Here is a 22664-nt window from a genome sequence, read left to right as displayed (position 1 = left end):
GCGGGCGGGGTCTGTGCGCGATGCCCCGTCCCTCCGGACCGGCCGCGCGAAGGGAGCCACTGCTGTGGCGCACGCACCGTCCTCCACGCCCCTCGGCCACGACGGCCCCGACGACGACGACCTCCTCCCACCCGGGCGGCCGGCCGCCGCTCCGCTCCGCGCGGCGGAGGCGACCCTGCTGCTCGCCGTCCCCGCGGCGGTCGCGGTCGCGCTCGCCGGGCTCACCTGGACCGGCGCGTTCTCGACCGAGACCCGCCTGATCGATCCCGGCGAGCTGGTGACCCGCGGCCTGCCGATCGCGCGGGTCGTGCACGACACCGCCGCGTCGCTGACGATCGGCCTGCTCACGGCCGCGACCTTCCTCCTGCCCGGGCAGCGGATCGCGCCCGGGATCGTCTCGTACTCGCAGAACCGGGCGCTGCGCTGGGCGACCTGGTCGGCGGCCGTCTGGGTGGCGTCGGCGCTCGCCGTGCTCGTCTTCACGGCGGCGAACGCGATCGGGCAGCCGCTGGACGCGCCGGGCTTCCGGACCCAGCTGGTCTTCTACGCCACGCAGCTCGAGCTGGGGCAGACGCTCGTGGCGTCGACGGCGTGCGCGACGGCGGTGCTGCTGCTCACCCTCTTCTCCCGGCGGCTCGGCTGGGTGGCGGCGGCGACCGCGATCGCGGTGCTGGCGCTCCTGCCGCTCTCGCTCTCCGGGCACGCGGCCGGCGCGGACGAGCACGCGAACGCGGTGAACAGCCTCGCGGTGCACCTGATCGGAGTGACGGCCTGGGCGGGCGGGCTCGCCGCGGTGATCCTGCTGCGGCGGACCGTCGGCGGCGAGATCGGCACGGTCGTCGCGCGCTACTCGGTGCTGGCCGGCTGGGCGTTCGGAGCGGTCGCCTTCTCCGGGCTCGTCAACGCGTCGCTCCGGATCGAGGGGGTCGAGGACCTCGGCACGCCCTACGGGCAGCTGCTGATCGTGAAGGCCGTCGCGCTGCTCGCGCTCGGCGGCGCGGGGGCCTGGCACCGGCTGCGGCTGATCCCGCGGCTGCGCGCAGACCCGGCCGACCGCCGCGCGTTCACCGCGGTCGCGGTCGGCGAGGTGCTGGTGATGGCGCTGACCATCGGCGTCTCGGTGGCGCTCTCGAACAGCGCGCCACCGGTCTCGCAGGACCCGGTGAGCGGCGACGCGCGCCGCAGCCTGCTGGGCTTCCGCTACCCGCCCGAGGTGACGCCCGCGCGGATGCTCGACCAGTGGCACCTCGACGCCGTCTGGCTCGGGATCGCCGTCGTCGGCGCCGCCCTCTACGTGCACGCGGTGCTGAAGCTCCGGCGCCGCGGCGACGCCTGGCCGCTCGGCCGCACGCTCGCCTGGGTGGCCGGTTGCGCCGCCCTCGCCTACACGACCAGCGGCGGGCCGGGCGTGTACGGGCAGGTGCACTTCAGCACGCACATGATCCAGCACATGCTGCTGATGATGGTCGTGCCGCCGCTGCTCGTGCTCGGCGGGCCGGTGCTGCTCGCGCTGCGGGTGCTGCCGGTGCGCCGCGACGGCGGGCGGGGGCTGCGCGAGTGGATCCTCGCGGTCGTGCACTCGCGCTACCTCGCCGTGCTGTCGAAGGCGCCGGTCGCCGCGGTGCTCTTCGCGGGCAGCCTCGTCGCGTTCTACTACACCGGCTGGTTCGAGTGGGCGATGTTCAGCCACCAGGGCCACGTGCTGATGACCCTGCACTTCCTCGCGACCGGCTACCTCTTCTTCTGGGTCCTGATCGGCGTCGACCCGGGGCCGGACCGCCCGGGGCACGTGCTGCGGCTCCTGGTGATGCTGGCGACGCTGGCCTTCCACGCCTTCTTCGGCCTGGCGATCATGTCGCAGACCACCGTCCTCGCCGCGCCCTGGTGGACGGCGCTCGGGTACACCGACACGGAGGCACTGCTCGCGGACCAGGGCGTCGGCGGCGGGATCGCCTGGTCGGCGGGCGAGATCCCGATGGTGCTGATCGCGCTGGTCGTCGTCGCGCAGTGGGTGCGCTCGGAGGAGCGGACGGCCAAGCGCTACGACCGCCGCGCCGACCGGGACGGCGAGGCCGAGCTCGCGGCGTACAACGCGCGGCTGGACCGGCTCGACCGCCGGGGGTCCTGAGCGGCGGGGCGACCGGCCCCGCCGGTGCGCGTCAGTGGCGCGAAGAGGTGTCCGCGTCCCAGAGGATCTCGAGCGGGTCGTCCGCGTCCTCGCCGGCCAGGAGCTCGGCGTGCCGGCGATCGGCCTCCTCGGCGGAGATCTCGCCGAGGTCCATCGAGGCGCGCAGGGCCGCGGCCCGGCCGCCCTCGCGGGTGAGGAAGGGGTCGGCGGGGGTGGCGTGCCGGACGCCGTCGCGGGCGTCGAACGCGGAGGCGGTGATGCCCGTCACCGCGGGGGAGGAGGCGAACAGGGCCATCGCGACCCGGTCGGCCGCCTGCCAGGCCGAGGCCGACGAGCCGCGCTCGGCGATGATCGGGCCGTCGGGGGTGCCGATGGTGAGCCGCTCGATGTCGGGGAGGAGGCGGAGGATGCGCGCCGCGGCGTCGAGCGCCTCGGCGGGCACGGAGTCGACGGGGCCGGAGAACAGCGGGGTCCAGTCCTCGATCGGGAGACGGTGCCTCCAGGTGTCCATCCGGGCTCCTTCCGTGATCGTTCACGGCGTCGTCACGACGTGCACGTGCCTGAAGGCTAGAGCGGGCCCCCGCGCGCGTCGACCCCCGGATCGAGGGAGTGCGTTTTCGGGACCACTCCGGTCCGCGGGCGGCGAGGCCGTCCCTCCGGGCGACCTGTCGAGCTGTGCGGGCGCTGTGCCGCGCGGAGCGCGGGTGGGTGCCTGCGGCGTGATGCCTGGTCGATCCACGTGCCCCGGGGTGACCCCGGAGAGGACGGAGCAGCGCGTGCCCCGTCCGCCTCGCCCGGAGGGGCGGTGCCGCCCAGCCTAGGCTGGAGCGCACGAGGCGGGGGGTCGTCGTGCACGGACGGGACGCGGTGGTCGAGGCGCTCGCGCACGCGTTCCTCGGCGCGGAGTGGACCCCCGCCGGGCTGCGCGCCGCGGCCGCCGACTCCCTCGGCGCCCGCCGCCGCTGGATCGGCCCGCTGGTCACCGCCGTGCTCGTCGCCTTCCCGCATCCGCCGCTCGACGCGCCGCGCGAGCTCGCGCAGGTGGTCGCGGGGCTGCTCCCGGAGCGCGCGCAGCCGGTGGTCGCGCACCTCGCGCCGGTTCCCGCTCGGGCCGTGCCCTCCTCCTCGCCGGTGCCCGCGATCGACGGCCGGGACGACCTCGCGCGGCTGCTCGGGCTCGCGCCGGCGCAGCTGGACGGGTTCGCCGACCTCGGGCAGTGGAACCGCCGGACGCCGCACGGTGCTCCGAACCCCGGCGCTCTCCAGAACTACGACCACGTCTGGCGGCAGCGGCCGGGCCGGGCACCGCGGCTGCTCGAGGTGCCGCGCTCGCGGCTGCGCGCGGTGCAGCGGAGCGTCCTCGACGAGATCGTCGGCCTGGCGCCGGTGCACCCGGCCGTGCACGGCTTCGTCCCGGGGCGCAGCGCGATCACCGGGGCGGCCGTGCACGCGGGCTCGGCGATGCTGATCACCCTCGATCTGCAGCGCTTCTTCGCGCAGGTCACCGCGGTGCGGGTGTTCCGGCTGCTGCGCGGCGAGGGGCTGCCCGAGGCGGTCGCCTTCGCACTGACCGGGCTGTGCACGCACGCCGTCCCGGTCGCTGCGATCCACCGGATGCCCGCCGGCGGCGCCCCGGAGGAGCGGGCCGCGCTGCGCCGCTCCCTCGCCCTCGCGCACCTGCCGCAGGGTGCGCCGACCTCGCCCGCGCTGGCGAACCTGGCGCTGCGCCGCCTCGACGCCCGGCTGACCGGCTATGCGGAGGCGGCCGGCGCCCGCTACACCCGCTACGCCGACGACCTCGCCTTCAGCGGCGGCGCGCGCTTCGCCCGGCGGGCGGAGGCCTTCGCGCGCGGGGCGGCGCGGATCGTGGAGGACGCGGGCTACGCCGTGAACCCGCGGAAGACGCGGCTGCGCCCCGCGTCCACCCGGCAGAGCGTGACCGGCATCGTGGTCAACGCGCACCCGGCCGTCCGGCGCGCCGACGTCGACCGGCTGCACGCGATCCTGCACAACTGCGCCGTGCACGGGCCGGCCGGGCAGAACCGGGCGGGCGTGCCCGACCTCCGGGCGCACCTCCTCGGCCGGATCGCCTGGGTGAGCGCGGTGCATCCCGGCCGCGGAGCGAGGCTGCGGGCCTTGTTCGAGCGGATCCCGTGGCCGGAGCCCTCAGGGGCCGCCCCGTCCCTCGATCCCGCGGGGCCGCGCCCGTAGGATGCAGCGGTGCCCGTGACCCTCCCCGCTCCGCGAACGATCGACCCCGCCTCCGTCCCCGCCCTGCGCTGGGGAGTGATCGGCACGGGCATCGCCGACGCCTTCGTCGCCGCGATCCACTCCCGCTCGGTGCAGCGCGCCGTCGCCGTCACCGCCCGGGACGCCGAGAAGACGCGGGCCTTCGCGGACAAGCACGGCATCGCGACGGTGCACGCGACAGTCGAGGAGCTGGTCGCCGACTCCGGGATCGACGCCGTCTACATCGCGACCCCGCACCCGCTGCACCGCGCGCAGGCGCTCGCCGCGATCGCGGCCGGCAAGCACGTGCTGATCGAGAAGCCGATCGCGATGTCCGCGGACGAGGCGCGCGAGATCACCGACGCGGGCCGCGCCGCCGGCCTGCTGGTGATGGAGGCGATGTGGGCGCGCTACCTGCCCCAGGCCGACGTCATCCGCCAGGTCGTCGAGAGCGGGGTGCTCGGCGAGCTCCGCCTGGTCACCGCCGACTTCGGCTTCTCCGTCCCCGTCGATCCGACCGGGCGGCTCTGGGCGAAGGAGCTCGGCGGCGGCGCGCTGCTCGATGCCGGGGTGTACCCGATCTCGTTCGCGTCCTCGGTGCTCGGCGCGCCCGCCTCGGTCGTCGCCTCCGGGACCGTCGACCCGGGCACGGGCGTCGACGCGAGCGCCGACCTGCTGCTGACCACCGCCTCCGGCGCCCGCGCGCTGCTGTCGACCTCGCTCCAGACGTCGCTGCCGGTCGAGGCGATGGTCCTCGGCTCGGAGGGGCGGCTCGCGGTGCACAGCCCGATCTTCGGGCCGAGCGGCGTGACGCTGACGCTCGGCAGCATGAGCTCGGGGCAGGACTCGGAGGTCTGGACCGACGAGGGGCCGTGGCCGTACGGCGCGCTGTCCTTCCAGGCGACGGCGTTCGCCTCCTACGTCGCCGCGGGGCTCGTGGAGTCGCCGGTGCACCCGCACCACGAGGTCGTCTCGGTGCTGGCGACGATCGACGAGGCCCGCCGCCAGGTCGCGGCGCAGGCGCAGGCGGCCCCGTCCACCCCGGCCGCGCCTCCCGCTTCGGCCCTCTGATGCGCATCCTCACCTGCCTGCACACGATGGAGGTCGGCGGCAGCCAGATCAACGGGATCGAGCTCGCCGGGCGGATGGCCGCGCTCGGCCACGAGGCGGTGGTCTACGGGCCGGACGGCGATCTGCGCCCGCTGGTCGCCGAGCTCGGGCTGGACTGGGAGGAGGCGCCGGAGAAGGGGCCCCGCCTGTCCTTCCGGAGCATGGTGCGGCTGCGGCGCCTCGTCCGCGAGCGGCGGATCGACCTGATCCACGCCTACGAGTGGGCGCCGACGATGGACGCCGCCTTCGGGCCGCACCTGATCGACGGCGTGCCCGTAGTGACCACGGTGCTCTCCCCGGAGGTGCCGGACTTCGTGCCGGCCGCCTTCCCGATGGTCGTCGGGGTGGTCGAGCTGCTCGAGGAGGAGTCGCGGCGCCGGCCGACGCTGCACCTGATCGAGCCGCCGGTGGACACCGAGCTGAACGCGCCGGTCGAGGACGCGGCGCGGACGGCGGAGCTGCGGGCGCGCTTCGACGTGCAGGACGGCGAGATCGCGGTCGTCACGGTGGCGCGGCTGGTCGTCGACCTCAAGCGCGAGGGGATCCTCGCGGCGATCGAGGCGGTCGGGCGGCTCGACGCCGAGCGGGGCCAGGAGGGGCCGCGGCTCCGGCTGATCGTCGTCGGCGACGGCCCGGTCCGCGGCGAGCTGCAGGCCGCGGCGGACAGGGTGAACGCGGGGCGCTCGCGCGAGCTGGTGACGCTGACCGGGCAGATGCTCGACCCGCGCGACGCCTACGCGGTCGCCGACATCGTGCTCGGCATGGGCAGCAGCGCGCTGCGGGGGATGGCGTTCGCGAAGCCGCTGGTCGTGCAGGGCGAGAAGGCGTTCTGGCGGCTGCTGACGCCGGAGTCGCTGCCGTTCTTCCTCGACGGCGGCTGGTACTCGCTCGGCGACGGCGTCGACGGGCCGAGGCGCCTCGCCGGGATCCTCGCCCCGCTCGCGGCCGACGCGGAGCTGCGGGAGCGGCTCGGCGCGCTCGGGCGCGAGGTGGTCGTCGAGCGCTTCAGCCTCGCGGCGGCGGCGCGCACCCAGGCGGCGATCTACGCGGAGGCGGTGGCCGCGCGGAGCACGCTGCCGCGGCGGCTGCGCGCGCTTTCCCGCCCGACGGTGCGGTACGCGGCGTACCGGCTGCACCCGGTGAAGCGGCGAGTCCTGGGGCTGCTCGGGCGCTGAGTGCGGCGCTCCCCGACAGCTGTTGCCCACGTCGGCGATTCCGTCAAGGGTCTCCTCCTGGCCGCTGAGCGCGTCCTACAGTCCTGTCATCCGGCCGCATCCGGAGACTCCGTCGTCCCGCGACGGCTGCGGGCGCGGCCCCGACGACGGGGAGGACCAGATGTCCAGAGACGATGTGATGCCGGGCCGGTTCGCCCGCTTCGTGAAGTGGGTGCACCGTGCCGACGGCTGGGAGCCGCAGTATCTGCGCGGCCGCGTGCTGGCGAAGACCGACGGCGCCTGGATCGTCGCGGTCGACGGCCAGGAGACCCGCGTGATGAAGAAGGAGTGGAGCGTGTACCGCTGAGACTGCCCGATCGCCGGACGCCGGAGATCCGCGAGACCGGTCCCGGCGCGTTCGTCCTCGAGCTGCGCCGCACCCGCCGCCGGCCGTCCGAGGAGCTCGGCCTGCTTCTGCGCGACCGCGGCCGCTGGATCGCGATCGGCCCGGAGGGCGTGCTCGCCTCCGCGGAGAGCTTCGACGAGGCGCTCGCGACCCTGCAGCCGCCTTGCTGATCGAGCAGCCCGCGGAGCGGGCGCACCGAGATCCGGCGGCGCCGAGAGGTGGGGTCTGGAGGCCTGCCGTCCGGGACACGGTGGGTCTCGATACGCCCCTGTCGGGGCTGCTCGACCGGCAGGGGGCGTGCAGGCGGTGGTGGGTGCCGCAGAACATCAGCTGAGACGGGTGGGCCTCCTCTGTCAGCGGAGGGCACCCCTTCTCAGCTGATGTTGTGCGGAGCTCGCGTCCCTCCATGCTGATCGAGTAGCCCGCGGAGCGGGCGTATCGAGATCCGGCGACGCCTGGAGTGGGGTCGCCGGGCCCGCCGTGCTGGGGAGGGTGGGTCTCGATACGCCCCTTCGGGGCTGCTCGACCAGCATGGTCGGCGGCGGCGGCGGCGGCGGCGGCGGCGTCAGCGGTGCTTGCCCGGGGCCTGGACGCCGAGGACGGCGAGGGTCAGGGTGCCGGAGGTGCTCTGCGCGGCGGACGGGGACGACTCCGGGAGCCGGAGGGTGAGGCGGAGGTGATCCGTCGTTCCGATGGCGAAGGCGGGGGAGGCGGGCAGGTCGATGCGGGCCGTGGCGGGGCGGTCGGCCGCGACGGTGGTCGTCGTGCCGGGGCAGGTCGCGGCGTCGGACGACCAGGCCACCGAGCAGCGCTCGAGGGCGAGCTGCAGTCCGTCGGAGGCGTTCGCGCCGACGGTCGTCGCGGCGGACTCGAGCTGCAGGGCGCCCATCGAGACGGTGCCGGCGTTGGTGAGGTCGACGAGGCGCCGGGCCGTGCCGCCGGGCAGCAGATCGGCGACGGGGACCTGCACGGTGGTGACTCCCGTGGCGTCGAACTCGGCGACGACGGTGCCCGCGCCGACCTGGGCGCCGGCGGTCGCGCGGTCGAGGAACAGGGCGGACGCGGAGGCGCCGGCGCCGAGCACCAGCGCGATCGCCGCGGCGAGGGCGAGCGGTGCGCGGGAGCGGCGGCGGACCGGGACCGCGCGCCGACGGCCGTGCGCGCGGGTCGCGGGCGTGCCGATCGCCACCGTGCCGCTCACGACCGCACCTCCGTCGGCCGGCGCCAGATCACGACGAGCACGGCGCCGACCACGAGCGCGCCGCCGACCGCGAAGAACGCGAAGCGCGCCTGGGGCTGCGCGAGCGCGATGCTCGGCCAGCCCAGCAGCGGCACGACCGACTCCTCGCGCCAGATCCGCTGATCCGCGATGGTGACGATCCACGGGTCCGCCTGCGGGTTGTTGTCGCCCTTGGTGGTCAGCGCGAGGAGTCCCGGCGACCAGCCGCGCAGCTCGGCGGCCTCGGCCTCGGAGTAGACGAGCGTGACGCGGTGGATCACTCGGCGCTCGGGCACGTCGGGGTCGGTGAAGACGATCACGTCGCCGGCGCGCACCGCGGCCTGGTCGACGGGGAGGGTGACGGCGAGCGAGCCGACGGGCATGTCCGGCGCCATCGAGTTCGAGAGCACGGGCACGAGGCGCACGACGCCGAGGGCGGACGCGACGAAGACGGCGACGCCGGCGATCGCGACGAGCGCGACGACCAGGCCGAGGAGGCGGCGGAGGCCCGTGACGACCGGTCTGCTCGCGACGGGTCCGCTCACGACTGCGTCGCTCCTGTCCGTGCTGCTCACGATCGAGCCTCCTTCCGCCGGCGGCCGGTGGCGGCGAGCAGCAGTCCGGCGCCGAGGGCGAGCAGGCCGCCGAGCAGCGCGGCGCCGACGTCGCGGCCGGTGACGGCGAGGCCGTTCCCCGGTCCGCCGTTCCCGAGGGCGCCGTTCCCCGAGGCGCCCTCGCCGACCGCGCCGTTCCCGGAAGGGCCGCCTCCGGGAGCGCCGGAGTCGTCGATCGCCCCGGTCTCGCGCACGAGCACGCGCAGGGCGGCCGACGTGATCTCGAGCGCGTTGCCGGAGCCGGCCGGGAAGCTCACCCGGACCCGCACGCCGACGGTCTCGCCGCGGTCGAGCGCCCGGGACCCGTCGAGCCGGCCGAGCGACGCGGCCGGTCCGGTGCCCATCGGCTCGACGCCCTCGGGGCAGCGGTAGCGCTCGACGGAGCGGCCGTCGGCGACGAGGACGTCGTCGATCGTGAAGGCGGAGGGGCAGAGGTCGACGTCCAGCTGGAGACCGGCGCGCGGATCGGTGGCGAGCGCGTCGCCGCCGTCGACCGCGAAGGCGACCGACACCTGGTGCGCCGACGAGCCGACGTTGGTGACCTCGGCGGCCCACTCGGTGGTGTCGCCGGGGGCGAGGCCGGTGAGGGCGGCGGGAGCCGTCAGCTCGCGCACGTCGAGCAGGGCGGCGGGCGGAGCGACCGACGCCGCGGACACCGCGGGCGCGAGGAGGACCGCCGCGAGGACGGCGCCGATCGCGCGCAGGGCTGGCATGGGGCTCCGAGGGGAAGAAGAGGAGGAGGAGGAGGAGGTGCTCCCGCCCCGGCCGCGCGTGCGGGCGGGCACGGCGCCGGGGCGGGAGCGGTCGGCTACTTCTGGATGCCGGCGCGCTGGATGGCGGCGGCGGTGAAGGTGATCTGCGCGGCGGCGTTCTCGTAGTCGTTGTCGGCCGCGGTGGGCAGCACGAGCTCGATCAGCGTGTTCAGCGAGACGTCGCCGGCGTCCGACGGGAAGGTGCCGGTCGCCGTGGGGGTGAGGCCGAAGTTCGCCGGCGTGAAGTTCGCGGCGTTGGCGACTCCGCCGATGGTCGACAGCTTGCCGCTGCCGGTCGTCGTCGTGGTCCCGGCGCAGGTGTACGGGCCGTTCACCGCGGGGGCGGTCGCGGCGGTCGTCCACGCGACGGTGCAGGTCAGCAGGCGGTAGTTCAGGCCGTCCGTGCCGGTGACGAGCGACTCGCCGGGGCCGGCGAGCAGCGGGTCGTCGGTGCCGGCGGTCTCCGAGGTGACGTCCTGGTAGAAGCGCACGGTGGAGACGAGGTCGCCGTCGTTGGTCGCGTTCGGGAGCACGAGGGTCAGCGGGCGCTGGATCGTGTCGCCGGGCGCGATGTCGGTGACGGTGAAGCCGCCGGTGACGTTGATGTCGGTCTGGCCGGCGTCGACGTTGCCGACCGCGGTGCCGGAGTCGGTGAAGACGGCGAAGGCGCCGACGCCGGCGAGGGCGCCCGCGGCGAGGAGGACACCGCCGGTGAGGGCGATCCTCTTCCAGGGGGCGCGCTTGCGGGAGTCGTTCTCGGTGGAGGCTGTGGCGGTCATGACGGTTCCTTTCAGATGGGTGCCCGGTGCGGGCCTGGTCTCCCTCACGCGGGCGTGTGCAGGACGGGTGGGAGGGTTCGTGGGGCGAGGCGGCCGCGGCATCAGCAGCCCCTCGCGGTGGTGACGGCCGGCTGCGCGACGGCGGTCGAGGGGGCCGACGCGGTGCCGAGCCAGCGCTGCAGGTCGGGTCGGACCCGCCACTGGTAGCTGCGGCCCTCGCCGAGTCGGTCGTCGGTGAAGGAGGTGGCGCTCGCCGCGGGCGTCGCGACGACGGTCCAGGCGCCGGGCGTCGCTCCGGCCAGGCGGCGCTCGAGGGTCCAGCCGGTGGCGCCCGGCGCGGCGGACCAGCTCACGAGCGTGCTCGGGCGGTTCGCGGTGCAGCTCGCGACGGGGGTGGCGACGACGGAGGAGCGGGTCCAGGCGCCGAGGCCGATCGCTCCGCTGGTCGTGTCGGTGTCGGTGAAGCCGCGGGGGACCAGCGGTGCCGGATCGACGAAGACCGTGATCGTGCTGCTCGCGGTGAGTGCGCCGTCGCTCGCGGTGTAGGCGATCGGCACGGTGCCTGTGAAGGCCGCCGCCGGCGTGTACGTGCAGGTCGCGCCCGTGCAGGAGAAGGTGCCGCTGCTCGCGGTGCCGACGGCGCTCAGGGTCAGCGTCGTGCCCGCGTCCTCGTCGGTGTCGTTGGCGAGCGGCGAGACGGTGACGGCGGGGCCTCCGGCGGTCGCGACGGCGCGGTCCGGGCGGGCGATCGGCGCGTGGTTGAGCGCGGTCACGGTGATCGTGACGCGGACGTTCCAGGTGCCGTAGGTGCCCGAGAGCGCGTAGTCGAAGACGTCGGTGCCGACGAAGGCGGCGATCGGGCGGTAGGTGCACTGCCCGCGGGTGGCGCCGCTGTCGACGCAGGTGACCGAGCCGGAGACCGGGGTCGCGGGGGCGGGGGTGGCGGCGCCTCCGACGACCTTGGGGGTCGCCGAGAGCTGAGCCCGGGAGAAGGTCGCGCCGGTCGCCGCGGCGCCGTCGTTGGCGAGCACGTCGACGACGACCGAGCCGCCCTGGACGACCGTCGCCGCGTCGGGCAGCGGGTCGGGGATCACCGAGATCGTGACGGAGGCGGTGCGGGTGATCGCGGAGCCGGTCGGCGGTGTCGCGGTGGCGGTCGCGGTGTTCGAGATCGTGCCGGCCGTCACGTCCGCCGCGGTGGTCGTGTAGGTGGCGGTCGCGCTGACGACTTGGCCGGGCGTGAGCCGGCCGGCGGTGCCGGGCCAGCTGAAGGTCAGCGCCGAGAGGCCGGACTTCGGGTCGGTGATCCCGACGCTGGTGAGGGTCGTGTTGCCGGTGTTGGTGGCGCGGAAGGTGTACGTGACGACGGTGCCCGCGGTGCTGATGAAGGCGGGGTTGGCGGTCTTGGTGAAGGCGAGGTCGGCGGCGCGGGTGAGCGTGATCGTCCGGGTGGCGGTGCTGGTGACGGCGGCGCCGGTGGGCGGGGTGCCCGTCGCGGTGGCGGTGTTGACGACCGAGCCGGCGTCGACGTCGGCCTGGGTGAGCGGGTAGCTGGCGGTCGCGGTGACCTGCTGGCCGATGCCGAGCTGGCCGGCGGTGCCGGGCCAGGCTCCGTAGACCACGGTGACCTTGGGGTCGGCGATCGCCACGGACGTCAGCGGCACGTTGCCGGTGTTCACGAGGGTGAAGGCGTAGGAGATCGTCGAGCCGACCGCGGCGGCGCCGTTGAGCGTGCCGTTCTTGGTCAGCGTCAGGGCCGGCGCGTAGCGGATGGGCGTGGTGGTGCTCGAGCTCGCCGTGACGGTCGTGGGGCTCGCCGCGAGGGTGCGGCCGGTGACCGTGGCCGTGTTCGGGATCGCGGTGCCGCTGTTGATGTCGGCCTGGGTCACCGTGTAGGCGGCGGAGGTGAAGACGGCCTGCGCGCTGGGGGCGATCGTCGCGGTCGCCGGGGTGATCGAGGCGACCTTCGTGTCGGTGACGGCGACGTTCTGCAGCGTGACGTTGCCGGTGTTGGTGGCGCGGAAGGTGTAGACGATCTGCTCGCCGACGTCGGCCTGCTGGTTGCCGTTGGTGTCGGTGAGGGCGCCGGACTTGACCAGGGTGATGACGGGGGCGGGCGTGCTGATCGGGGCGGTGACGGTCGCGGTGCGGCTCGTGACGGTGACGGTCGTCTGGCCCGGAGTCGTCTTGGTGGCCGAGGCCGTCGCGGTGTTGACGAGGTTCCCGGCGACCGCCTCGGCCGCCGTCACGGTGTGCGAGCCGGTGCAGATCACCGACGCGAGTGGGGCGAGGGTGGTCGTCGGGCAGGTGACGGTCGGCACCTTCGGGTCCGAGACGGCGACACCGCTGAGCGTGCCGGTGACCGAGCCGTTCGTGACGACGAACTGGTAGGGGATGACCGAGCCCTCGTTGTAGGCGGCGGGCTGGGTCGTGGTGCGGTCGATCTGCTTCACGAGCGAGATGTCGTCGAGGTCGTTGATGGAGGAGACCGAGACGTTGCGGATCAGGTGGGTGTCGCTCGATCCGCCGGTCGACGCGGTGAAGCCGAGCTTGTAGGTGGAGGGGGCGGCGGTGGTCATCGTGAACTGCAGCGCCTGGGTGAGCGAGGCGGCGGCCATGCCGGCCGTGGCGCCGTAGTAGACGGTGACCACCGGGAACGCGGCCGACGAGACGGTGACGCGGATGGTGCGTCCGGCGCCGGTGCCGGGAGCGCCCGTGTCGCTGAGGTTGACGGTCGGGCGGAGGGAGGCGAGCGTTCCGGGCGGGGCGGTGCCCGCGATGTAGCAGTAGCCGGTCTTGCCCTGCCCGGGGCCGCGGGCGACGATGCGGTTGGCGGTCGTGCCCGGAGGAGTAGGCGGGGTGGCGCAGCCCGCGCCGAGACCGCCACCGGTGCTGGAGAAGTTGCCGAAGACGTCGAGGCCGATGCCGAGGTAGCCGCCGTTCACGCCGTCGAAGGTCGTGGACTGGCCGTAGCCGAGCGAGCCGCCGGGAGCGCCCGCAGCGGTGAGGCTGCGCGAGCCGTCGGTGAGGAAGAAGCCGATGCCGTCGGCGCCCTGCAGGCCGAGCGCCGCCTGGTACTGGTACTGGTCGAACTGGACGTCGAGGCCGCCGGTCGCGGGGATCGGGCGGTTGAAGACCGCGCCGCCTTTGGCGTTGGTGCGGGTGTCGGTGAGCTGCAGGAAGCCGGGGGTGGTCGCGGCGGCGGGAGCCTGCGTGCGGTTGGCGCAGACGCCGAGGGTCGAGGTGCCGGCGGGCGGCGCCGTCGTGGCGCGGGTGATGCAGGCGCTGTCGAGGGCCTGCCAGGCGGGGTCGACGACGCTCGTGCCGCCGAAGCCCTCCTGGAGCAGGACGGTGGCGGCCTCCGCGCGCGGGGCGGGCAGGACGACGAGGACGGCGGCGAGCAGGACGAGGATCAGCGTCAGGGCGAGCGGGCGCGGTGCTGCCGAGGTCGGGGTCTGCGGAGTGGGGTGACGGTGGCGGGCGAGCGCGCGCACTTCCGTCATGATCCGATCCCTTCGGGCTGCTCCGGCGGGCGGTCCGGGTGGAGCAGGCATCAAGATACGTTTCGGGTCGAGGCGCCTTGACCCCCGGATTGGGCACGCGCGGGTCCAATCCGGTGACGTGCTCTCAGGTGGTGTGCAGGGTGCGCTCAGCGGCGAGTGGTCGCCGATGGCGGCGCGCGGGGACGGTGGCGCGACGGGCGTGCTGCGGGCGGGTGCTGGTGGTGGCGGCGGACCGCGGGATCAGCGTGACGTCGCGGTCAGCACGGGGGAGCGGTGGGGGACGAGCCGCCACCGCGCGCGGCGGGCGGGGCGGTGGCGTTGCGGAGCGACGGGGCGGGCGCAAGCCCCGGCACTGGCGGCGATGGGCGGACGACTGGCGCGACGGCGCGGTCGGCCCGGGCGGGGCGCGCGCCGCGCGTCCGTCATCCTGCGCCGATGCGGGTCTCGACACGCGCTGCGCGCTGCTCGACCGGCATGCCGGCCGGCCCGTGTCTCTTCCAAGTAGATCCGCGCCTTCATGCTGATCGAGTAGCCCGCGCAGCGGGCGTATCGAGATCCACCCCCCTGCAACCGCCGTGTGGCTACCCGCGCCGCCGGATCCGCCACGGCAGCGCCAGCCAGATCCCGGCGATGAGGACCGCCGTGACCGACGCCATCGTGATCGCCAGCGGCCGCGTCGTGACGACGTCGAAGATCAGCAGCACGGTCCCCACGAGCACCAGCGCCACCGCCATCAGCGTCAGCCGCAGCAGGACGTCGGCCGCGCGCACCAGCGTCCGCTTCGCCCGGCGGCGGAACAGCTCGCGGTGCAGGCTGACCGGCGCGAGCCCGAGCAGGGTCGCGAGCACCGAGCCGCTGATCAGCACCAGGTAGACGTCGGTCTGGAAGAGGTCGAGGTCCTCGAAGCGCTGCTGGAAGGCGATCGCCAGCAGGAACCCGGTGAGGATCTGCGTCCCGGTCTGGATGACCCGCAGCTCCTGCAGGATCTCGCTCCAGTTGCGGTCGAGCCGCTCGTTCTCGGTCTCGTCGCGGCCGTCGCCGGCCACGTCGTCGCGCGGATCGGCGGCGGGGTCCGGCTGCGGATCCGGACGCGGGTCGGCGGGGGTGGGCGGCACCGTCCCATTGTGCCCGGCGACGTCCGTTCACCCCGCGTTCGCCCGAGCGCGGCCCTCGGCGCTGGCGAGACGGGCGCCGGCGAGGCACCCTGGTCGCATGACGACGCGATGGGGGCTCCCCCTGGCGGCGGTCGCCGCGACCGGTCTCGCGGTCGGCGGGGCGACCCTGGTCAGCTGGACGATCAGCGCGCTGGTCCGGTCCGGGGAGCAGGAGCGCTACGCCGCCCTGCTCGCCGAGCCTCTGAAGCGGCACGGCGTGACGGGCTTCTCCGACAGCAGCGACGGCACGCAGACGGACGGCGTCGACAAGGTCCAGGTCACCGCCCCCGAGAGCGAGCACGCCGCCGTCGAGGAGGCGCTGCGCGAGTCCGGGCTGTCCATCGCGGACCTGCCGGTGCGGTTCCTGCCCGATTCCTGAGCGCGGATCCCTCCGCGTGCGCCGCTACAGGTGCAGCAGGCTCCAGTCGATGATGACCGCGAGCGCGGTGAACAGCGCTGCGACCGCCCCGACCGCCTTGCCGGCCCGGTCGAGGTCGCTGCGGGGGCCGGGCCGCATGTCGGCGACGACGCGCAGCAGCGCCCCGAGCAGCGCGATCACGGTGACGGCCAGTATCCAGACCTTGAGCGAGACGTGCGAGTCGATGTCGAGCAGGGTGAGGGTCACCACCGGCACGAGCACGGCGAGGACCGACACGACGACCAGCAGGACGCCGCGCCGCGTGAGATCGGTGGGGCCGTAGGAGCCCTGGCTCAGCCACGCGCGGAGCGGGCGGCGGGAGGCGGCTGCGGTCTCGGCTCCGTCGGTCCCGGTCTCGGTCTCGGCCTCGGTCGCGGCGGAGGCCTGGGGTGCGCTCGTGCTCACGGGCGGGCTCCTGAAGTGGATGCGGGAGTGGCGCTGCCGCGGACGCAGAGGGGATCGGTCGAGTCTGACGCCGCCCGGCCGCCGACGGAAGAGCCGCTTGCGGACGTGTCCGGAAGCGGACAGGGGGGTCAGGGCGTCGTGTAGCTGCCCGAGGGGGTGTGGACGACCCTGCGGAGGCGCAGTGCGTCGGCGATCGAGGAGTCGACGAGGCTGCGGATGTTGTCGGTCATCCGCACGATACCGAGCTGCATCATCGTGGCGCGCACGAGCAGGAGGTGGTCGATCCCCGGTGAGGCGCGCACGCAGAGCTCGACCGCGTTCGCCGCTTCGAAGGGATCGATGTGCTCGTAGACCCTCTCGACGCTCGTGTAGAGGCGCGAGCGGACGGCGCGGTAGCCGGCCGGCTCGACGCCCTCGGCCCAGAGGAATTGGGGGTCGTCCGGGCGCCGGAGGCTGAGCGGGAAGCAGGCGATGATGCTCGCCGTGCGGGACACGCTGACCTTGTTCAGTTCGAAGGCACCCGCGATGAGCTTCGCTGCGCGGACCTCGTGGATCGGCCCCTCCGCCGCGACGATCTCCCTCACGAGGTCGGCGATCTGCCGGGCGGATGCCGGGGAGGGGAGGCTGTCGAGGACGTCCTTCGAGCCGACCTGACGCTCTTCCCAGGGGTCGTAGGAGATCTCGGCGAGAGTGCCGCCGGCCGCCGCGGGCGGCAGGACACTCGACGGTGCCGTCGCAGCCTCGGGGCCGGAGTAGGCCCGGAGGACGGGAACGTCCTCGAGGAGCTCCGGAAGGGCAGGAAGGACCGGGACGGGGGCTTCCTCGGGCATCGGCGAATCGCTGTCGTCGAGATCGATCACTGCGATCGAGTGGGCGTCCAGGACGTCCGGGATCTCGGCGTCGGCGGTCGGGGCGAGCGCGGCGGCCTCCTCGCGAGCGGCTCGGATCTCAGCATCCGCACGCTCGACCGCTTCGGTGAGCCGCGCGATGACGGCGTCGCGGTCGGCGAGCCACTCCGGCAGCCAGACCCGCTCCACGGCGGGCCAGCCCATCGCGTTCTTGAGGACCGATCCGGGCAGTCCGTCGCGGTCGCTGACGGTGCGGCGGCCGCGCCAGGACGGCCCGTCGAGCAGGACCGCCACGAGCGGCCGGTGCGGCTCCTCCGCCGTCGCCAGGGCGATGTCGACGCGGAACTCGGAGAGCCCGATGTCGGCCCGAGCGGTCAGCCCGGCCTCGACCAGGGCCGCCGCGAGCTCGTCGCGGTGGGCGTCGGGCAGCGAGGCGCGATCAAGAACCGGACCACCCTCGCCGAAGCCGGACTGCGCGATCTGGAGGTACGCCTTGAGATGCTTCACGCCCACCGACTGCGTCTCGTCGGCGCGGAGCTCCGCGGGGTCGAAGCTGCAGAACAGCACGACCTGGCGCCGCGCGCGGGTGACCGCGACGTTCCAGCGCCGCTCGCCGCCGGCTCGGGTCAGCGGACCGAACTGCAGGGGCACCACGCCCTTGTCGTTCGCGCTGAACGCGATCGAGAAGAGGATCGTGTCGCGCTCGTCGCCCTGCACGTTCTCGAGGTTCTTCACGAACAACCCGTCGGGCACGTCGAGCGACTGCGCGACTCGGGCATCCGCGGAGCCGCGGAGCATCCCGTCGATGAGGTCGCGCTGCTGCGCGTTGAAGGTGATGATGCCGAGCGAGGGAACGGCGTCGGGGGAGGCGGCGAAGCGGCGGTGCACGTCGGCGACGATCGCCTCGGCCTCCGCCGCGTTCGTCCGCAGCGTCCTGCCTCGACCCGTGCGGATGAAGGTGCCGTCGACCCGGACGAAGGAGATGCCGTAGCCGTCGTGATCCGAGCCGGTGTCGCCGTCGTGGGGCGTCGGGAACGAGGAGAGCCGGCTGTCGTAGTACCGGCTGTTGCTGAAGGCGATGAGCCGCTCGTCCTGGCTGCGGTAGTGCCAGGACAGCCACCGCGACGGCACCCGCGCCTGCGAGGCCTCGGAGAGGATCGACTCCTCGTCGACGACCGTGTCCGTCGGAGCTGTCTCGTCCTCCGTGGCGCCGGTCTCGGCGAAGCTCGTCGGCGGCATCTGCTTGCTGTCGCCCACGATCACCGCGCTGCGAGCGCGGCCGAGCGCTCCGACGGCGTCCGCCACCCGGACCTGCGAGGCCTCGTCGAAGACGACGATGTCGTACAGGTCGGCGTCGACGGGCAGGAAGCGCGCCACCGACTCCGGGCTCATCAGGGTGCACGGCGCGATCTTGGTGATGAGCGGGCCGTACTCCTCCATCAGGCGGCGGACCTTCATGCCGCGGAGCTTGTACTCGAGCTGCCGCTTCAGCCCGCCCATCATCGCCGAGGGGACCGAGCTCAGGTCGCGGCGCTTCAGGACCTGCGCGGGGATGATCCGCGGCAGCTCGCCGCGCACGGCCGTGCTCCCGGAGACGTACCGGCCGAGGAGCTTCTCGTGCGCGGCCGTCTCGAACGATTCGAGACCGGTGCGGCTCAGGCGCTCCTGCACGGACGTCGAGGCGAGGCCCTTCTCGAAGGCGAGGAGCGCCTCGTCCGCGTCGTCCAGGCCGTCGAGGTAGCGCTGCCGCGCCTCGACCATGCCGCCGCGGCGCAGGGGCTCGAGCTGCTGCAGCAGCGTCAGCCAGGTCCCGAGTGAGCGGACGGCGGACCGCCCCTCGCCGCGCTCGAGACGGGTCGCCCGCCAGCGCTCGAGCGGGGTGGTCCCGTCGCTCCAGCGCTCGAACTCGGCGGAGGGCGCCCCCGCGAGACGCGCGACGGCGGACGAGGCGTCGACGAAGCGGCGGACCGCGTCCCCGACAGCTGCTCGATCGGGTCCCGCGTAGACGCGTCGGATCAGCTCGCCGTCGACGACCTCGTTCGCTCCCTGACCGGCAACGATTCCGCGCAGGCGGCGCAGGACACCCAGCTCGGCCGCTATGCGGCGCAGGAGGTCGCCGTCGAAGGGACTCCAGCCGTCGGGCGTGAGCGGTGCGGAGACGTGCTGGACAACGCTCCGGACGTACTTCGCGTGCTCGCGAGCCGCGAGCAGCTGATCGGCGAGGTCGACCAGGCGCTCGAGGTTCACGGACTCCGGGTCCACGCGGAGGTACGGCGCGAGCATGTCGCGCACCTCGCGCCGTCGCTTCTTCCGAGAGAGGATCCCCGCCTCGTTCGCCTCGACGGCCATCGCCCTGAAGTCGTCGAGGTCGTGGTCGATCAGCGCCTCGTCGATCCAGCCGAGGATCTCGAAGCGCGTGGGTGCGATGCGCAGCAGCTCGGCCTGAGCCTGAGCCAGATGGCCGTCCCAGTCCGGGTGTGCGAGACGGTCGAGAGTGCTCAGCGGGCGGGCGTCCGCCTCGGCGGCGGCGAGGAGCGGCGCGAGTGCGGTCGCGTCCATCGGGAACGAGAACGTCGCGGTCGGGACGTCGAGACGATCGAGCTCGGCCAGTGCGGCGTCGAGCTCGTCGGCGGCTGCCGCGAGGGCGTCCGCGGTGTCGTCGCCGAGTGCGAGCGGGGAGACGAGCGCCCAGGGGTGGTCCGGGCGTGGGCGGGCGGCGTCCGACGCGTCGGGAAGCAGGCGCAGGGCGCGACGGATCTCGTCGAACTGCTCGCTGTCCCCGTTCTCGATCAGGGTGTGCGGGACCGCCAGGGGCTGCACGTGCTCCTCGGCGAGGATCTCGCGCTGGCGCGCCTCGTAGAGCGAGTAGCCGGCCGAGTTCTCGTCGTGCAGGCGGTCGGCGTACCGGCGGAGCCCTCGCACCGAGGCCTCGACGGTGAGCTGGTTCGACGCGTGCCCGTTGACGTCGGGGCGCACCGCGAAATCGAGTGCCGCGCGGATCTGCGCTCGGGCCTCCGCGGGGCGGGCGCCCTTGTCGTGCAGGTCGAGGCAGAACGGGCCGAGGCCGACGTCCTGGAGCCGGCGCTTCACGACGTCGAGTGCCGCGCGCTTCTCCGCGACGAACAGGACGCGCTTGCCGTCGGCGAGAGCCCGGGCGAGCAGGTTGGTGATCGTCTGCGACTTGCCGGTGCCGGGAGGGCCCTCGAGTACGAACGTCTTGCCGGCGACCGCAGCGGCCACCGCCTCCAGCTGCGAGGCGTCGGCGGGAACGGGCACCGAGGCGGACAGCTCCTCGAGGTCGACCGTCAGCTCCTCGTCGGCCGGGTCCTCGAAGGGCTCCAGCGGCGAGTTGATCAGGTGGGAGACGAGCGGGTTCCGGGCGAGGGTCTCCCAGTCCTCGTCGAGGTCCTTCCAGAGCCGATACTTGGCGAACTGGAGGACAGCGAGGTCGACGGTCTCCTCGACGCGGAAGGGCAGGTTGCGCGCAGTCAGCGTCGCCCGAACCGAGTCGAAGGCGGCGCGCAGGTCGATGCCCGACTCGTCCTCGACGGGGTTCGCCAGCCCGGGGAGGTCGAGGCCGAGGCTGACCTTCAGCTTCTCGACGAGGCAGAAGTTGGGCGTCGACGAGCCGGACTCGTCGAGGGCGATGGTGAAGACGGACCCGCGCGAGGTCTCCTTGATCGTCACCGGCACGAGGACCATCGGCGAGCGCAGCTCGCGGTTGTCCAGCGTCCAGACCAGCGAGCCGAAGGCCAGATAGAGGTTGTTCGCGCCCGTCTCCTCGACGATCGTCTTCGCGGAGCTGGCGAACTTGCGGAGCTTGTCGGTGTACGTGGCGGAGGTGGCGCTGACGAAGACCTGCTTCTTCCCGAAGAGCATCTCGGAGCGGATCTCGGGAGGGAGGTCCTTCCCGCTCTGGACTCCCCGCTGGCGGGCGATGTCCGAGATGCTGTCGGACGCGATGAGCTGCACCGCCGTGCCCTGGTTGACGATGTCCTCGAAGCGCGCCAGGTCGCTGCCCGGCACGGCGAGCGAGAAGCCGGCGCGGTCGGTGTAGTTGATCAGGCGGTTGCGGAGGCTGAGGTCGAGGAGCGCGTTCTTCCACGTCGCGATGCGGGCGGGCCCGGTGGTGACGTCGCGGCGGCGGCCGCGGTTCGGGCCGTCGAAGTCGAACCGGTACTCCGAGTTCGCCGGGGTGTACTCGTTCACGGTGACGGCGCCGTCCGAGCCGACGGACCGGCTCGGGAGCGGGTAGATGCCGCTGTTGCGCGCCTCTCGGACGTCGGCGACGCCGACCAGCGCGCCGGGTCCGGTGGCGAGGTGGCGGTCCTGCGCGAGCCGGTGGGCCTCGGTGAGGGTTCGGGACTCCCCGGTCAGCAGTGTCGTCTCGACGACCCGGATCTGCTCCATGTCGGCGAGGTTCACCGCGCTGCCGACGTCGGTCGACGCGGCGGTGCCGAGCGTCGACTCCACGCGCCAGTAGCCGAGGAAGATGTGCCCCGGCGTGAGCCAGAGGGTGCTGTTGATGCCCGCCTGCTCGAGGATCGCGGCGAGGGTGAGGGTGGTGTCGAGGCAGGTGCCGAGGCGGCCCTCGAGGACCTCGGCGGGGGTGCGGACCTTCTGGCCGTCCTCGCCCCAGCTCGCCGGCGGTTCCGTGTAGGCGATCCCGCGGGCACGGACCGCGTCCCAGACGGCCTCGACGATCTGGTCGACGCGCTCGGCGCTCTGGCTCTGATAGCCGTCCAGGTCCGACCTGCCGGAGGCGGCGCCGAGCAGATCGGCCGCCTCGCGGAGCACCGTCGCGACCACCGCGGCGTTCGGCTGCGCGAAGGAGGACAGCAGCTCGAGTCCGAGCTGCAACGGGCGTGCCTTCCACTCGTTCGCCGCCAGGACCGTGACGTCGACCGAGCTCTCGGCGAGCGCGTCTCCGTCCGCCGTGCGCAGGACGGCACGGATGCGGCCCGGGCGCCGCTGCTCGACCGCGAGCATTCGTGCCGGGTCGAGGGTCAGCGCGACGCTCTCGAGCGCCTTGTCCTGCCCGGCGGCGAGGTCGAGTCGGATCGTGCGCGGCCCGCCGAGCGAGCCGTTGGCGTCGACGACCTCGAGGTCGAGCGAGGCGCCGCGCAGCTCCTCCCCGGTGTTGCGGACGAGGATCCGCGTCACGGGCTGGATGCGGGCGTTGGCCATCGCGTAGGACAGCTCGTGGTGGGCGTCGATCTCGATCGTGAGGGCGGGGGCCGGGGTGGTGGGTGCGTCGTCGACGTCGGGCGCGAGGCCCTCGTAGCGCGCCGCTCCGCGAGGGCGGCGAAGGGGCGGGTCGGAGGTCGCGGAGGTGTGCTCGAGGGGCGGCCCGGTCGGTTCGGTCGCCGCCGCTTCAGGCTCCTCTGCCATCGGCGCGTCAGCAGTCTCCTCGACGGCAGCGTGGCCATCAGTGGCGGGCACATCAGCACCCGGCTCCGGCGTTGCACTGCGGTCGGCCTCCGCGAGCATGCGGCGCCGCACCTCGCCCAGTTCCTCGGCGAGGTGATCCATGGCGATCTCCTGCAGGAGGGTCTGCGCGGCCTCGATGGCCCGGTTCGTCTTCGGGCGGTCGAACGGTTCGCCGTGGGCCCAGTCGTTGCGCACCCGGCGCAGGTTCTTCAGGCAGCCTTCGGCCAGCGGCGAGATCGCCCGGGCGAACGGGCGTCCCAGCGGATCCAGGTCGCTGGTGAGCAGCCGCACCAGGAGACCGAAGTCGCGCTCGCCGTACTTCTGGTTCCGGTTCTGAGCGCTTGGTGCGGCTAGATCGTGCGCCCGGAGGACGACGGTCCAGTCCTCATCGGGCCCGATGTGGGCGGCGAGGACGCTGTTCACGGTGGGGAGCAGCCCGTCGACGACCGCGTTCAGAGCGCGGTCGACCAGCTGGCGGTACTCGAAGTCGTTCATGCGACGGGTTCCCCTCCGAC

The 22664-nt window shown here is 74.0% G+C and carries 16 protein-coding genes; 7 read left to right on the top strand and 9 right to left on the bottom strand.

Going from position 1 to position 22664, the window contains the following annotated elements; translation table 11 throughout:
- The first annotated feature begins 64 nt into the window (after positions 1-64).
- Positions 65-2128, top strand: coding sequence for a cytochrome c oxidase assembly protein (locus MT350_RS20420; protein ID WP_243599666.1), 2064 nt, complete (start codon positions 65-67; stop codon positions 2126-2128).
- A 31-nt stretch (positions 2129-2159) separates the two neighbouring features.
- Here the strand turns inward: MT350_RS20420 and MT350_RS07850 are convergent, their stop codons facing one another.
- Entirely contained in the window at positions 2160-2639 is a 480-nt protein-coding gene (locus MT350_RS07850; protein WP_243599667.1) for a hypothetical protein, read from the bottom strand.
- Positions 2640-2977: 338 nt separating this feature from the next.
- Here MT350_RS07850 and MT350_RS07845 point away from each other — a divergent pair, with 338 nt between their 5' ends.
- The 5 genes from MT350_RS07845 to MT350_RS07825 all read left to right on the top strand — a co-directional run bounded on the left by MT350_RS07845 (position 2978) and on the right by MT350_RS07825 (position 7197).
- Positions 2978-4339, top strand: a complete 1362-nt coding sequence (locus MT350_RS07845) for a reverse transcriptase family protein (RefSeq protein ID WP_243599668.1) — start codon at positions 2978-2980, stop codon at positions 4337-4339.
- A 9-nt stretch (positions 4340-4348) separates the two neighbouring features.
- The gene (locus MT350_RS07840; RefSeq protein WP_243615674.1) at positions 4349-5428 is read left to right on the top strand and encodes a Gfo/Idh/MocA family protein; all 1080 of its coding nucleotides are present in this window, start codon (positions 4349-4351) and stop codon (positions 5426-5428) included.
- Positions 5428-6642 carry a glycosyltransferase family 4 protein gene (locus MT350_RS07835; protein WP_243615673.1) on the top strand — a complete coding sequence of 405 codons (1215 nt, stop codon included), beginning with the start codon at positions 5428-5430 and terminating at the stop codon, positions 6640-6642. The genes MT350_RS07840 and MT350_RS07835 overlap by 1 nt, the downstream gene beginning before the upstream one ends.
- A 160-nt stretch (positions 6643-6802) precedes the next feature.
- Positions 6803-6988, top strand: a complete 186-nt coding sequence (locus MT350_RS07830; protein WP_123734602.1) for a hypothetical protein — start codon at positions 6803-6805, stop codon at positions 6986-6988.
- The gene (locus MT350_RS07825) at positions 6970-7197 is read left to right on the top strand and encodes a hypothetical protein (RefSeq protein WP_123444448.1); all 228 of its coding nucleotides are present in this window, start codon (positions 6970-6972) and stop codon (positions 7195-7197) included. Before MT350_RS07830 ends, MT350_RS07825 begins: the two co-directional genes overlap by 19 nt.
- A gap of 395 nt (positions 7198-7592) precedes the next feature.
- Here the strand turns inward: MT350_RS07825 and MT350_RS07820 are convergent, their stop codons facing one another.
- The 6 genes from MT350_RS07820 to MT350_RS07795 all read right to left on the bottom strand — a co-directional run bounded on the left by MT350_RS07820 (position 7593) and on the right by MT350_RS07795 (position 15009).
- Complete coding sequence (locus tag MT350_RS07820) at positions 7593-8228, bottom strand: TasA family protein (RefSeq protein ID WP_243615672.1); 636 nt, start codon at positions 8226-8228, stop codon at positions 7593-7595.
- Positions 8225-8821 (bottom strand): signal peptidase I, encoded by a 597-nt coding sequence (locus tag MT350_RS07815; protein ID WP_243615671.1) that lies wholly within the window; start codon positions 8819-8821, stop codon positions 8225-8227. Before MT350_RS07815 ends, MT350_RS07820 begins: the two co-directional genes overlap by 4 nt.
- Positions 8818-9573 (bottom strand): sortase, encoded by a 756-nt coding sequence (locus MT350_RS07810; protein ID WP_243615670.1) that lies wholly within the window; start codon positions 9571-9573, stop codon positions 8818-8820. The genes MT350_RS07815 and MT350_RS07810 overlap by 4 nt, the downstream gene beginning before the upstream one ends.
- Positions 9574-9668: 95 nt before the next feature.
- Positions 9669-10391 (bottom strand): CalY family protein, encoded by a 723-nt coding sequence (locus tag MT350_RS07805; protein ID WP_243615669.1) that lies wholly within the window; start codon positions 10389-10391, stop codon positions 9669-9671.
- 101 nt (positions 10392-10492) lie between these two features.
- Positions 10493-13894, bottom strand: coding sequence for an Ig-like domain-containing protein (locus MT350_RS07800; protein ID WP_243615668.1), 3402 nt, complete (start codon positions 13892-13894; stop codon positions 10493-10495).
- Positions 13895-14475: 581 nt separating this feature from the next.
- Entirely contained in the window at positions 14476-15009 is a 534-nt protein-coding gene (locus tag MT350_RS07795; RefSeq protein ID WP_243615667.1) for a DUF6328 family protein, read from the bottom strand.
- Positions 15010-15106: 97 nt separating this feature from the next.
- Between MT350_RS07795 and MT350_RS07790 the strand changes: the two genes are divergently transcribed.
- On the top strand, positions 15107-15427 hold the full coding sequence (locus MT350_RS07790; protein WP_243615666.1) for a hypothetical protein: 321 nt from the start codon (positions 15107-15109) through the stop codon (positions 15425-15427).
- Positions 15428-15451: 24 nt separating this feature from the next.
- Here MT350_RS07790 and MT350_RS07785 read toward each other — a convergent pair whose 3' ends face one another.
- The gene (locus tag MT350_RS07785) at positions 15452-15871 is read right to left on the bottom strand and encodes a hypothetical protein (RefSeq protein ID WP_243615665.1); all 420 of its coding nucleotides are present in this window, start codon (positions 15869-15871) and stop codon (positions 15452-15454) included.
- A 128-nt stretch (positions 15872-15999) separates the two neighbouring features.
- A complete protein-coding gene (locus tag MT350_RS07780) occupies positions 16000-22644 on the bottom strand; it encodes a DUF3320 domain-containing protein (protein WP_243615664.1) in 6645 nt (2214 codons plus the stop codon).
- Between the last annotated feature and the right edge of the window lie 20 nt (positions 22645-22664).

Source organism: Rathayibacter sp. VKM Ac-2928 (assembly GCF_022815545.1).
GTDB classification, from domain to species: domain Bacteria; phylum Actinomycetota; class Actinomycetes; order Actinomycetales; family Microbacteriaceae; genus Rathayibacter; species Rathayibacter festucae.
This window is presented reverse-complemented; position numbering and strand designations above follow the sequence as displayed.